Raw genomic sequence first — 13,146 nt, forward strand, 5'->3', positions numbered from 1 at the left:
GCCCCAGCCAGTCGCCGAACAGCCCGACGCCCCCGACCTCGCCGCCCGCACCTACCTGGCCCTGGCGACCGGTCAACTCGCGCGGAGAGAAGGAGAGCCGGAGACACCCACCCACCGACACGAGTGGCGGCAGGACCCCACCCGGCCCGCGTGCAGGGCGGCGTGGACGCTGGGCGCTGGGCGCTGGGCGCTGCCGAAGTTCCGCAGGCCCCCGGGCGTCCGGACGCCCGGACGCCCGGACGAACATGTGCCGGGCGGGTGGCGATGGTGTCACTCGGGCCAGGGGGAGGCGCGGATCACCTCGACGAAGTCGGCGCGGGCGAAGCCGGGGGCGAAGTGGGCGAGGACGTCGGCCTTGACGTTGCCGAAGGTGGTGGCGGGGCGGTCCTTGGTGCCGTCGGTGAAGGCGGCGAGGATGCGGTTCTTGAAGTCGGGGCGCGGGTGGGCGGTGACCACGGCGGCGCGCTGCTCGTCGGTGACGGCGTGGTAGCCGAGGCCCAGGACGTCCAGTTCCACGCCCCGGGTGACCAGGGCGACCTCGGGTGCCATGTGGAGCGGGACTTCCGGGGTGGTGTGCAGGGCGATGGCGGTCCAGACCCGCTGGGCGGGTTCGCCGGTGATGCCGTGGGCCTGGAGGAAGCGGCGGGCCTCGTCGGCACCGTCGATCTCGAAGCGCTGGTCCGTGCGGGCGTAGCGGCCGGTGAGGCCGAGGTCGTGGAACATCGCGCCCACGTAGAGGAGTTCGGGGTCGTACTCCAGGCCCTGTTCGGCGCCGCGCAGCGCCCCGAACAGGAACACCCGGCGCGAGTGGTCGAAGAGCAGCGGGGATGCCGCCTCGCGCACCAGCTCGGTGGCCTCCCGCGCCAGGGCGCTGTCCGGGATGCGCACGCCCGCGATCGTCTCGTTCGTCATGTGACTTCTCTCCTTCGGAGTCCTCCGGCGTTTTCCCTGGCTTCCAGCCTCGCCTGGTGGCCTAGGCTGGGGCCATGTCCGTACAGACACTCATCCCTCGGATCCGGACATGACGCGGCACGTCGCCTTCCTGGTGTTCGACGGGGTCACGCTGCTCGATGTCAGCGGACCGATGGAGGTCCTCCACCAGGCCGGCCGGCTCGGCCACCCCTATGCGACCCGCCTGGTCTCCCCCGGCGGCGGCACCGTCACGGCCGCCAACGGTGTCGCCCTGGCCGCCACCGCGACGCCCGACGCCCTCGACGCGCTCGATACCCTTGTGATCGCCGGTGCCGACCACCTCGCCGAGACCGGTGCCGGCTCCGGTCCCGGCTCCGGTCCCGGCCGTGGTCCCGGCTGCGGGCCCGATGACCGGCTCCTGGCCGCCGCGGACCACCTCGCCGCGCGGGCCCGGCGGGTCGCCTCGGTGTGCAGCGGCGCCTTCGTCCTCGCCGAGCTCGGACTGCTCGACGGCCGCCGCGCCACCACCCACTGGCGCCACGCCCGCGCCCTCGCCCTGCGCCACCCGCTCGTCCGCGTCGAACCCGACGCCCTGCACGTACGCGACGGCCGCTTCCACACCAGTGCGGGCATCAGCGCCGGCATCGACCTCGCCCTGGCCCTGGTCGAGGACGACCACGGCGCCGACACCGCCCGTGCCGTCGCCCGTGAACTCGTGGTCTTCATGCAGCGCCCCGGCGGCCAGTCCCAGTTCTCCACCGCCCTGGCCACCCCGCCCGCCCGCAACGACCTGCTGCGCGCCCTCACCGACGCGGTCCTCGCCGACCCGGCCGCCGACCACAGCCTGCCCGCCATGGCGGCCACCGCGGCTGTCAGCACCCGCCACCTGACCCGGCTCTTCCAGGCCGAACTGCACACCACCCCGGCCCGCTGGGTCGAACAGGTCCGTCTCGACCGCGCCCGGCAGCTCCTCCTCGACGGCCACAGCGTCACCGCCGCCGCCCGCCACAGCGGCCTCGGCAGCGACGAGACCCTCCGCCGCGCATTCGCCCGCCATCTGGGTACCACCCCGACCGAGTACCGCAGCCGTTTCTCCACCACCCGCGGCCCGGCTCCCGGACCGGGTACCGGCCCGCATCTGACAGACCGTCAGGGGCCTCACAAATTCGGGTGACAGCTGCGGCCCGCTCCGCGACGATGGCCGGATGGCCATCGAACCGGACATTCTCAGCCTGGAGATCGTCTGCCCACCGGTCGGCGAGGGCATCCTGGAGGTCCGCCCGGTCGTCAGCGGCCGGGACCTGCTGACCGATCTGGCCGGCCGCGGTCTGAGCGCGGGCTCCCGGTTCCTGGGGTCGGTCCCCCGGTACCTGTTGGAGCGGAACGGGCGGTTGCACACCACGGCTACGCCGCGCGAGGTCCGGCTCGGTCTGTCCGGGTGCTGCTGGGAGCGGTGCTGCGGCGCGCTGTACGTGACGGTGAGGCGTGACGGGGAGCGGGTCGTCTGGGAGGGCTGGCGCGACCCGGTCAAGCAGGGCCTCGACCTGCCGGAGATCCGGTTCGCCGCGGACCAGTACGAGGCCGAGGTCTCGCGGGCCGAGGCGGACCGCAGCTGGGAGTGGCCCGCGGTGACGGTGGCGATGCTGCTGGAGGCGGCGCTGAGGGAGCCCGGGGACTGGCTCGCCAGGTGGGAGTGCGAGTTGGAGGACATCTGGGCCGCTCGCGGGGCCCCCGAGGAGATCCAGGTCGTCCTGAGGCATCCCCCTGACCGGGAGGACACGGACCTGCCCTACATCCAGTTCGGGATGACCCTCCCGATCTCGGCGGACGACCCGTCGGAGCAGGCCAGGCGCCTCGAAGCGCAGCTGACCGCCGGCGATCCCCGTGCCGTCGCCGAGGTCTGGGGAGGCTTCCAGAACGAGAAGCTGGGCTACCCGCTGCCGGACTACCCGCTGTCCACCTGACGCCAGGAAGTGCCGCGCGGCGACTCCGGTACCCCCGCCGCCACCAACACCCTTGCAGGGAGTGGCAGTTCGGCGTCTCCCCCGCTGACGCGGGGAGCATGGAAGCAGAGAGCTCGGTACATCGGGCCCATCCCCGCGGACGCCGGGAGCAGCGAGGGGCAGCGTACCCCCTCACCTTCGGAGGTCGAGGTGAAGGCCCCTGGCCGGGTCGTAGCGAAGCCGTTCGAGCGCGCTCCCCTTCCGGCCGGTGCCGTCCGGGTTCAGGATGATGACGCGCCGGTGGCGCAGGACTCCGATTCCCGGGTTCTCCCAGTACTCGGCGCGCGGGAGGTACTCGAACCAGTGCTGCGGGACGGCCACCGTGTTGAGGAGCAGGTGCCGCTGCTGGGCTCGCCGGGCGGCCCGTTCCGCCACTCGGCGGCCGTACCGCTTGAGGTCCGCCTTGATCCGGCCCTGCGGGTCGTAGCTGTAGTGGTTGCCGGGGTGCTCGTCCTCGGTGGGGTGGTGGTAGAGCAGGACCGCTTCGACGGAGCGCTCCGCGAGGCGTGAGCGGGCTGCCAGGCCCGGGGTGCCGTCGTTGCCGTGACCGTTGGCGCCTCCGCTCTCCAGGAGGTGCGCGTCGACGGGGGTGCCGTCGGCGGGCTGGTAGGGGTGCAGGGCGTAGGCCTTCGCCGCGTCGGTGTGCTTGGCGAGTTCGGCCGTCCAGCTCTCCCAGGTCGTGGCCAGCAGGCTCCCGACGGGGGTCGGGGGGAAGGGCGCCGGGGCGTAGACGGACTCGATCAGGGCCTCGTTGTCCCGGGGGGTGGACAGGCAGGCGATGCGGGCGCCCGGATCGGCCCGCCGGGCGTTCTCGCAGCCCGGGCAGGCCACTTCGGCGGCGCGTTCCTCCAACTGCCGGTACGTGGCGGCGAGTGCGTACGGCGCGTAGACGAGGGCGTCGGGGTTGCCCGGGGTGCGGCGGGTCGGCGGGTGGACGAGCGGGAGGTGGTCCTGGTCCGGCTGCCACAGGACGGTCATCCGGGGGGTGCGCAGGTCGGCCGGGCGGGTGCCGGCGCGGTCGTTGACGGCGTGCCGGTGGAGGCGCCCGCGGCGCTGGATGAGCAGGTCGACGGGGGCCAGGTCGGTGTAGAGGCGGTCGCTGTCCAGGTCCAGTGACTGTTCGATCACCTGGGTGGCGATGACGAGCAGTCGGGCCGGGCGCCGCGGGTTGGGTGCTTCCCGGTCCTCTCCCGGGCCGATGAGCCGGCGGATCGCGGCTTCCGTCGGCAGTCGGTCGCGGGGGGCGAGCCGGCCGTGCAGGAGCAGGATCTCGTCCCGGGACCAGCCGTGCTTCCCGGCCTGGTCGACGGCGTGGGTGTAGAGGTCGTGGGCGGCGCCGACCCGGTTGCGGATGACGGTGGTGACGCCTCCGGCGGCGGCTTCGCGCAGGAGGCGGTCGGCGAGGGCCGCGGCGCCCGGGTCGGGCAGCAGGTCGAGCCGGGTGTGGAGTTGGGCCGCCGGTTCGTCGGGGGCGGCGCGGGTGATGCGGCCGTGCCGGTCGACGAGGGTGACGGGAGCGGTGGGGGTGATGGGGGCAACAGGGGTGACGGGAGGGGCGGGGGTGATGGGGGCAACGGGAGCGGCGGGGCCCTCGGCCTCGGTGGGCCGTGCGGTGGTGCGGTGGCCGCGGCACCAGGCGGCCACCAGCGCGTCGCGGGTGGCGGCGGGGAGGGTCGCGGAGAGGACCACGACGGAGGCTCCCGCGTCGGCGAGCCAGGAGACGGCCGCGCCGAGCAGCCGTTCCTGGAAGAGCTGGTACGCGTGGGCCTCGTCGATGACGACGGTCTTGTTGGCGAGGCCGAAGAGGCGCAGGAACCAGTGCGAGGAGCGCTGCGAGGCGAGGACGATCTGGTCGACGGTGCCGACGCCGAAGGTGGAGAGCAGGCCGAGGCAGCGGCGGAGGTACCAGGGGTCGAGGACCACGCCGGTGGTCCCGTCCCGGTCGTGGCGGTCGCAGAGGGTGGATTCGACGCTGGGGGTGAGGTCGGTGAGGTCGTCCGGCCGGGTGGAGGCCTCGCCCGCGTCGAGGAGCCGGTGCACGGTGTCCGTCGCTTCGGCGGATCCGTGGACGACGGCGAGGTTGGCGTCGGTGGGCCGGCCGAACGCCCGGGCGAGGAAGGCGATGTGCTCCGCGGCGGCCTGGTCGGTGGCGGCGCGGGTGGGCATCGCCGTGTAGAACCCGTGGTAGCCGTTGGTGCGGGCCAGGTGGTGGGCGAACCAGAGGGCCAGGGCGGTCTTTCCCGATCCGGTGCCCGCCTCGATGAGGACGAGGGCCGGCCCCTCCTGCGGAGCGGCGTCCATCGCCGCCCGCTGGAACGGACGGGGATCGGGGGTGCCGGGGAAGAGCCGGGCCCAGGACGCGGGCTCCGGCTCCCAGCGGTGGAGGCGCAGTTCGCGCACGGCGGCGCGCGCCTGCCGCTGCGCGTCGTGCCACCACTGCCGGATGGTCCCCGTCTCGCGGTACTCGAAGCGGTTGTCGTCGGAGGCGATCCAGTCGGCGGTGACGACGAGGCCGGCGAAGAGCGGAAGGGCCGCCGGGCGCGCGAACGAGGTCTGCTCCGGCAGGCGGGCCAGGTCGACGTCCAGGAAGGACGCCAGGACGGCGATGAGGTACCGGTGGATGCCGTCCCAGTCCTCGGGCGGGGCCGCCGTCGGTGCGCGCCCGAGCAGGTCGGGGCCGGGAATGTGGCCGTGGTGGCCGCCGAGGAGCAGGGCCACCCGGTGCAGGCCGAGGTGCGGGGCGCCCGTACCGCCGCAGTTCCCGCAGGCGCAGCCGAGGAGCCGGGGCAGGCGGTCCGCGGTGACGAGCTCGTGCCGCAGCCGACGGGCCGCACGCGGGTCGGCGGGGAGCGGCAGCCCGTTCGCGCGGGCCCGCACCAGCCAGTCCTTGGCCGCTCTGCGCAGGTGCCCCTTGTCCGTGTCGGAGAACCGGAGTTGGAAGCCGGCCGAGGCCTTCCCCAGGTCGTGCAGGGCCGCGTAGAACATCGCGTTCTGCCGGGCGGCTGCGGTGTCCCCGGAGCCCAGTGCCTCGGTGAGGCGGTCGCGGACGGGCGTCGCGAGGTAGTGGTCCCACAGCTCTCCGGCGCACGCGGCGGTGTCGAGCAGGTGGGCCAGGAGCGGGTTCCAGGAGGGGCCGCCGCGCTTCTCACTGCTCTTGAAGAGGTCGGTCTTGCCCCAGAGCGTGACCCCCGCGCGGGTGATTTCCTGAGGTTCCGTCACGTGGCCACTCCCCGGGCTAGTAGGGTCCGCGTTTGTGACGAACCGTCAAAATGCAAGGATGTCACGAGATCTCCTCGAATCTCGGGACGTACTGTCGAGCTGGGACCCTCGGACGGAAGCATGCCAGCCGGTACTGACACGTCCCGGGCTGCGCCGGCCACCAGGGGGGAACCGGCCGCCGGAGGGGAACAGGCCGCCGGAGCGGGGCCGAGCACCGGAGGACGGCCGGCCGGCGGAGGGCGAGGGCCCGGCGGTGCATCCGGTCGGTGTCGAGCGGGTGGGCCTGGTCGGACTCCTCCGGAACTCCGAGGACTTCACCGCGCTGGTCAGCTCGACCCCCGGCGAGGAGGTCGCCGTGCTGGAGTACCTGATGGCGATCGTCTACGCCTCCGGTTGCGCACCGCTCACGCCCGTCGACTGGCACCGGTGGGTGCGGGACGGGCACCCCCTGGAGGACGCGGCGAGCTGGCTGGAGAGCCGGCCGGCCGACCACTGGGACCTGTTCCACCCGGAGCGCCCGCTCGGCCAGAACGCCCTGCTGGCCCCGTTCATGGCCGCCCACGGCGTCGGTTCGGCCCAGCTCGTCATCGAACGCACCGGCGACTACAACCAGTTCTTCGACAAGGTGCACCTGCACGACCCCGAACCGATGCCGCCGGACGCGGCCTTCCGGGCCATGCTGACCCAGCACGCGTACGGCCTCGGCGGACGGGCCATGGCCAAGGCCGACTGGCTCGGCCCGCAACTGACCTACCAGGCCGTCGGCAGGCTCGGCACCCGGATCCGCGTGCTGGCCCGCGGCCGCACCCTGGGCGACACACTGCGGCTGAACACCATGCCGTGCGGGCCCGACGAGACCGGCACCTTCAACTACTCCTGGACCGACGGCCGCCCCGGCCGCCGTACCTTCCGCGGCCGGAAGGTGTCACGGCTGCCGGACGGACCGGCCGACCTCCACTCCTTCCTCGGCCGGTCGATCCTCCTGAGGCCCGCCGTGATCGACGGCCGGGTCATGGTCGACCGGGTCCTCCAGGCCGCCGGCGAACTGCTCGACCCGCTGGCGCCCGTCCACCTCCAGGACGCGGTCCTGGTGGCGGGCCGGGGCGGCGGTGACCCGGAGCCCCTGCGGCCGAGCGAGGACCGCGCGCTCTGGCGGGAGTCCCACGCGGTCTACGCGACCGCGTACAAGACCGGTCCGGAGCCGGCCAAGGGCGCCGACCTGTACGACCGCCTGGCCGTCCTGGACGACCGGCGGGTGGACCTGACCGCGGTCGGCCTGGTCTCCCGGCACGCGACCGCCACGGCCTGGGTCTCGGACACCTTCCCCTACGTGCCCCGGCGGGCGGAACAGCTCAAGTGGGCCGCCGACGAAGGCTCGCAGATCTGCGAGTACGCCGCCAAGGCCCTGTACGCCGCGGCCTCCGTGGCCCGCGACGAGGCCTACCCCAACCCGAAACCGTCCGACAGGACGACCCTGCTGAAGCGCTTCCACGCCGAACCGGAACTCTGGGCGGGCGCGGCCGACCACTTCTCCTGCCTGATCGCGGAGGTGGGCGACGGCACCCCGGCCGGCGACGGCCCCCTGGCCGACTTCGGCCGGGAGATCCGCGACCTGACCGGAAGGGTCCTCGGGGCCCGCCTGGCCTCGCTGCCGCCCGGCGGGCGGGGGATGAACGCCCGGGCCAGGGCGGAGCAGAAGTTGAAGAAGATGCTGGCGAGCTCCTCGTGCCCGCCGTACCTGAAGGAGCCCCCGCGTGAGTGACGAACAGCTGGGCCTGGACCTGGACTTGGGCCTCGACCGTAATCCGGGCCTCGACCCGGGCCTCGACCCGGAGCTGGATCTGGGTCTGGATCTGGACCTGGCCGCGATCCTGAAACCGGGCACCGGCACCGGCAGCGTTCCCGGCCGCAGGGCCCCCGGCGACGGCCCCGGGACCGGGACCGACCGGCCCCCCGCACAGCGCCTCACCGGCTGGCTGTGCGGCCTGGTGTGGTCCCACGACTACGGCCGCCTCGCCGACCTGCGCCGCCCCGAGGCCCTGTCCGAGCCGAGGCTGCGGGCAGCCGCCTTCAGCCCGGACGAGGACCACCGGCCGGTCTTCGAGAAGGTCGCCTTCCTCTTCGCCCGCTACCACGCCGGCCGGAGCGTGCCCCAGGCCGGCTTCGGCTCGATGGGCGACGCCCTGCGCCGCATCGGCTCCCCCGCCGGCCGGGGCCGCAACGACCCGGGCGCCAAGCGCCTCCTGGACCGCCTGGTGGCCTCCCGGGAGCTTCCCGTGCGCCACCTCCAGCACGCCGTCGAGCGTGCCCGCGCCTGTGAGGTCGCACCGCCGTCCTGGGCCCGGCTGGCCGAGGACCTGTCCGTCTGGAAGGCCACCGGCAGGGCCACCCCGTACGGCTGGGCCCGCGACTTCTACACCCCCGAATACCCTGCCAAGAAGAACGGCTGACGACATGACGATCATCCGGACCAGCGCCGTCTCCGAGCGGCTCGACGGCCACCAGTTCCTGTCCCTGCACGCCCTCGAAAGCCTGGTCGCCGTCCTGCCGGTACGCGACGAGAACGGCATGGCCAAGATCATCCCGTTCGGCGGCGAGACCCGTAACCTGATCACCTCCCAGGCCCGCCGCCGGGCCGAGCGCACCCTCAGCCGCGAGAAGGCCAACGCGGGCGAGGGCGCCCTGGCCGGCTACACCATGGGCATCCGCACCCGCGAGTGGGCGCTGCTCACCGCGGAGGCACTGCGCGGACTCGGCTGGGAGGAGCAGGACGCGCTGCCCGTCGCCAAGGCCGTCCTGGAGGGCGTGGGCCTCAAGTTCGGCGACAAGGAACGCACCCGCAACCTGACCAAAGTGCTGCTGTTCGCCCCCGAGGACGCCGGGGCCAGGCTGGCGGAGTACCTCGACACCCACCGGGACGAGGTCGTCTCCTGGGTCGGCGGGTTCGAGGAGGCCCGCAAGAGCGCGGAGGCCGCCAAGGCCAGGACCAAGGGCCGCAAGCGCACCGCACAGGCCGACGAGGACGTCCTGCCCGTCGAGATCGAGGAGAGCCCCGCCGAGGCCGGCATCCCGACCCTGCCCAAGACCGTCCGGGCGGCCGTGCTGGCGGCCCTCGCCCCCCGGGACGCCATCGACATCGCCCTCTACGGCCGCTTCCTGGCCGAGATCGCCGACTCCCCGAACGTCGACGGCGCCGTGATGACCGGCCCCGCCTTCACCGTGCACGCCGCCTCGCAGATCGACGACTTCTACAGCGCGGCCGACGACTCCAAGATCCGCCGCAAGACCAACGCCCTGGACTACCTCGACGCCGCCGACGACTCGGGCGCCGGCATGACCGGCTACCAGTCCCTCATCTCCGGCACCTTCTACCGCCACGCCGCACTCGACCGCGTCCAGCTGCGCGTCAACCTGATGGCCGGCGGCATGAGCCCCGAGGAGGCCGACCGGGCCGCCGCCGCCGCCGAGCGCCAGTTCGTCGAGGCCTTCGTCGACGCCATGCCGGCCGCCAAGAAGAACACCACGGCCTCCACCGGCTCCCTGCCCAAGCTAGTCCTCGCCTTCGACGGCAAGCGGCCCTTCAACTACTCCGCCGTCTTCGAGGAGCCCATCGACGAGCAGGCCGGCGGCGGCGCCAGCCGGGCCGCCGCCGAGAGGCTCCTGAAGCACCACCGCCTGGTCACCCGCAAGCGCTCCGACATCGCCGGCGGCCGGGTCCTCACCTACGACCTCGGCATCCAGGACCTGCTGGACGAACTCTCCGCCGAGGGCGCCCTGGCCGCCGCCGAAGCCGACACCGCCGAGGAGCTGACCGCCCGGTGACCCAGCCGTACGTGCTCCTCGCCCGGCTCGCCGGGCCGCTCCAGGCCTGGGGCCTCGTCTCGCGCTTCGACCGGCGCGACACCCACCTCCGGCCGACCAAGTCCGGCTTCATCGGCCTGCTCGCCGCCGCGGCTGGCTTCGCCCGCGACGAGCCCGGCAGCGCGGCCGGGCCGCACGATTCCGACCGCCCTGAGCTCCCGGACCGCCCTGACCGGCCGCTGGAGCCGCTCGACGAACTCCGCTTCGCCGTCCGCGCCGACCGGCCCGGCACGGCCGTACGCGACTTCCACACCGTCGGCGGCGGCCGGTACCCGCTGCGCCCCCGCGACCTGATCACCGACCACCGGCGGGCCCAGCAGGCCGCCACCGCCCTCGAAGGCGCCACCGGGCCGACGTTCGGCACCCTCCCCGCCCGGGCCGTCACCGGCTGGTACGGCGCCCCCAAGGGCATCGCCCCCGACCCGGAGAGCGGCACCCTCCTCGCCCGCAGGGTCGGCCGCGATCCGATGATCACCAGCCGCAGCTACCTGGCGGACGCCAAGTTCGTCGCCGCGGTCGAGCACACCGACAAGGGCCTGCTGGAGGAACTGGCGACCGCCCTCGAACAGCCCCGGCGCCTGCTCTGGCTCGGCCGCAAGAACTGCCCGCCCGCGGGCGAGATCTCCGGCGGCGTCCACGCGGGCCGCATCGAGGACGTCCTCGCACGGACCCGGCTGCTGCCGAACGCCGCCACCGAACGCCCCTGGACCTGGATCGAGGTGCCCGCCGGCACCCCCGGCGCCTCCTCGGTCGCCGACCACCCCGTCAGCTTCCACACCGTGCACCGGTCCTACGCGCCCCGCTGGGAGAAGCGCGTACGCATCGAACCCGGCGAGTCCATCGGATGGGACCACCTGCTGTGACCACTGCCTCCACCGACACCGCCCGCTTCGTGGCCTGCCACAGCGTCCTGCACCTGGACGCGACGCACGCCCTGGCGCAGAAGGCCATCCTCGACCCGCACATCATGCACCGGCTGGTGATGTCCGGCTTCTACGGCTGGACCGAGCCCGGCGAGGCGGACCCGCGCGCCCAGATGGGCATCCTCAACACCTGGACGCTGGACCTGAGGAACAACAGCCTGGTCGTGATCGTGCAGTCCCGCGTCCAGCCCGACTGGTCGTCGATCCCGCGCGCGGCGCTCGCCGACAGGATCGCCCTCCTCCAGGTCGACACCACGGTTCGCGCCGGCGCCACCCACGGGTTCCGGATCGTCGTCAACCCCACCCGGGACCGCCAGACCCGCGCCGGCGACGGCACCGTCGTCCGCAAGCGGCTCTCCGACACCACCCCCCGCCACGTCAAGGAGTGGTTCGCCGCCCGGCTCCAACCCACCGGCGCCGACCGCGTCGGCCCGGCCGGGGTACGCCGCATCGGCGCCGACGGCGACCCCGACACCATGGCGATCCGGATGCTCCCCAAACTCGGCCTGACCGCCAAGCACCACGGCGCCAAGATCGGCCGCGCCGAGATCAAGGGCACCCTCACCATCACCGACCCGCACGCCTTCGTCGACGCCCTCGCCACCGGCATCGGCCGCGCCCGCTCCTACAGCGCCGGCCTCCTCCTCATCCGCCCCGCAACCGGCGAATAGCGGCGGCACTCCCCCGGGTCCCGCAGAGAGCAAGAGCCTGCGGGACCCGGAGGTTCGTTCACCCAACCATCCTATGTGTCAAGGGAGTTGGGCTGTCAATTCCTGCTCGCACCCGAGGACGACCATGAGGACATCTCGGGGAAAGGACCGCCCGAGGGGCTCGCCTACCGTGCAGGCCGCACGGGGCTGTCAGCACCTTCGCCGCCACCACGGCAGGTCGGGTGAGGTCTGCGGGTCGTGGTGCGTGCGCCGGAGCAGGACGTCGTCCATCGCCTCGACGAGGACGCGAAGCTCTCGCGCGGCCGGTGCGGGCAGGACGTGGAGCGCTTCCGCCAGCAAGTCGCGTGCCCATCCTTCGCCGCAGCACGGGCAGGTGAACTCTTCCTCCCACGGCCGCCAGTGCCGCCCGCTCCCGTGAACGTGGGCAGTCCACACGCTGACCGCGGCCGACAACCGGCCGGGCAGCCATCTGCCGGCCTCCACTTGCCGGACCGCCGCGTTCGCCGCCCCGGACAGACCCGGTACATCGCGATAGCGCACCCACGGGCTCCGCGCCCGGACGTCACGTCGCCGAAGCGACGCGGGCTTCCTACGAGGCATGGCCCCTTCGCATGATGATCATGATCAGATCCTCCCATGCCTCGCGGATCAGCGTTCGGTCGGAATGACCCGTATCTTTTTTAGAAGCCGTCTAAAATGTCTTTTGTGTTCAAGGCGTTGAACGCAGATCACCCTCCAGTCGAAAAACGCGCCTTCGCTCAGAAAATCGGCCCCCCTTGAGCCCCGCCGCCCACCGAAGCGCTGCCCGCCGCCGATCTGACACATCGGAAGCTCCTCCGGCCTCCCCCACCACCGGGACCCCGTCGTCGGGACCCCGTCGTCGGCGTCCCTCGTGCTGGTCGGCCCAGAGCGACGGGTAGTCAGATGACGGAGGGCCGCGCGGGATCGACCGGGTCGATCGCGTGCTCCTCGAAGAGGCATTCAAGAGCCTCCAAGCCACCCTCCCGCCGGAAGTCCTTCTCCGCCCTGGTGATCGGCAGAAGCCACAGAATCCGGGCGTGAGCCCCATCGCCCCAGCTACAGACCTCGAACTCGGGCCCCAGCGGGTACGGCAGGCTGACCAAGTAGTGGTCGCAATCGGAGTCGTCCAGCCACGGCCGGCCAATGGGAACGGTATGTCCAACGTCGAGTCGTTGATGGACGGGCCCGCAGTGGTAGTACGCGTTCATGGTGACGCTCTCCAGGTTGACCCACTCGTCACGCGGCGCGGCAAGGAAGAACTCCGTCCCATGACCGCCGTGCTGCGTCGACGCCCAACAGCCCGACGTCACATAGAGCCACCAGTCCCCGGGGTGGGCGGGGTGGATCCGGAAGATGCGGAACCCGGGCGCACGATCCTCGATCGGACCGGCGACACCGGCGACCTCGTCAATGACACGGCCAGGAAGGGTTCTGCGAAGGTGGTCGAGCAGAGCGGTATGTGCGGCGGCTTTAGTAGGCATCCGATCATGATGCCTCCGGGGCGCAGGAGCTCATCAGCCGGGTGCGGCCCAACCC

Annotated in this window: 11 protein-coding genes; 7 read left to right on the forward strand and 4 right to left on the reverse strand. The window is 73.0% G+C overall.

Annotation, left to right across the window (positions count from 1 at the left end; all coding sequences use genetic code 11):
- Positions 1-270: 270 nt before the first annotated feature.
- A complete protein-coding gene (locus ACFQ6N_RS00445; protein ID WP_380645887.1) occupies positions 271-912 on the reverse strand; it encodes an HD domain-containing protein in 642 nt (213 codons plus the stop codon).
- Positions 913-1,021: 109 nt separating this feature from the next.
- Here ACFQ6N_RS00445 and ACFQ6N_RS00450 point away from each other — a divergent pair, with 109 nt between their 5' ends.
- Positions 1,022-2,086: a GlxA family transcriptional regulator gene (locus tag ACFQ6N_RS00450; protein WP_380645889.1), complete on the forward strand. Its 1,065-nt coding sequence runs from the start codon at positions 1,022-1,024 to the stop codon at positions 2,084-2,086.
- Between the two features lie 31 nt (positions 2,087-2,117).
- Entirely contained in the window at positions 2,118-2,876 is a 759-nt protein-coding gene (locus tag ACFQ6N_RS00455; protein WP_380645890.1) for a hypothetical protein, read from the forward strand.
- A 171-nt stretch (positions 2,877-3,047) separates the two neighbouring features.
- Here ACFQ6N_RS00455 and cas3 read toward each other — a convergent pair whose 3' ends face one another.
- Positions 3,048-6,134: a CRISPR-associated helicase Cas3' gene (cas3, locus tag ACFQ6N_RS00460; RefSeq protein ID WP_380645892.1), complete on the reverse strand. Its 3,087-nt coding sequence runs from the start codon at positions 6,132-6,134 to the stop codon at positions 3,048-3,050.
- Between the two features lie 253 nt (positions 6,135-6,387).
- Here cas3 and ACFQ6N_RS00465 point away from each other — a divergent pair, with 253 nt between their 5' ends.
- From ACFQ6N_RS00465 to cas6e, 5 genes are read left to right on the forward strand one after another with little or no spacing between them, the layout of a single operon-like run.
- Positions 6,388-7,896 carry a type I-E CRISPR-associated protein Cse1/CasA gene (locus tag ACFQ6N_RS00465; protein WP_380645894.1) on the forward strand — a complete coding sequence of 503 codons (1,509 nt, stop codon included), beginning with the start codon at positions 6,388-6,390 and terminating at the stop codon, positions 7,894-7,896.
- Positions 7,889-8,584: a type I-E CRISPR-associated protein Cse2/CasB gene (casB, locus tag ACFQ6N_RS00470; RefSeq protein WP_380645896.1), complete on the forward strand. Its 696-nt coding sequence runs from the start codon at positions 7,889-7,891 to the stop codon at positions 8,582-8,584. The genes ACFQ6N_RS00465 and casB overlap by 8 nt, the downstream gene beginning before the upstream one ends.
- 4 nt (positions 8,585-8,588) lie before the next feature.
- Positions 8,589-9,956 carry a type I-E CRISPR-associated protein Cas7/Cse4/CasC gene (locus tag ACFQ6N_RS00475; protein WP_380645897.1) on the forward strand — a complete coding sequence of 456 codons (1,368 nt, stop codon included), beginning with the start codon at positions 8,589-8,591 and terminating at the stop codon, positions 9,954-9,956.
- Complete coding sequence (cas5e, locus tag ACFQ6N_RS00480; protein ID WP_380645898.1) at positions 9,953-10,858, forward strand: type I-E CRISPR-associated protein Cas5/CasD; 906 nt, start codon at positions 9,953-9,955, stop codon at positions 10,856-10,858. Before ACFQ6N_RS00475 ends, cas5e begins: the two co-directional genes overlap by 4 nt.
- On the forward strand, positions 10,855-11,589 hold the full coding sequence (gene cas6e / locus ACFQ6N_RS00485; protein ID WP_380645899.1) for a type I-E CRISPR-associated protein Cas6/Cse3/CasE: 735 nt from the start codon (positions 10,855-10,857) through the stop codon (positions 11,587-11,589). Before cas5e ends, cas6e begins: the two co-directional genes overlap by 4 nt.
- A gap of 189 nt (positions 11,590-11,778) precedes the next feature.
- Here the strand turns inward: cas6e and ACFQ6N_RS00490 are convergent, their stop codons facing one another.
- Together ACFQ6N_RS00490 and ACFQ6N_RS00495 are read right to left on the reverse strand one after the other, a co-directional pair.
- Complete coding sequence (locus ACFQ6N_RS00490; protein WP_380645900.1) at positions 11,779-11,928, reverse strand: hypothetical protein; 150 nt, start codon at positions 11,926-11,928, stop codon at positions 11,779-11,781.
- Positions 11,929-12,509: 581 nt separating this feature from the next.
- Entirely contained in the window at positions 12,510-13,091 is a 582-nt protein-coding gene (locus ACFQ6N_RS00495; protein ID WP_380645901.1) for a suppressor of fused domain protein, read from the reverse strand.
- Between the last annotated feature and the right edge of the window lie 55 nt (positions 13,092-13,146).

It is taken from the genome of Kitasatospora sp. NPDC056446 (assembly GCF_042796115.1).
Taxonomy (GTDB): domain Bacteria; phylum Actinomycetota; class Actinomycetes; order Streptomycetales; family Streptomycetaceae; genus Kitasatospora.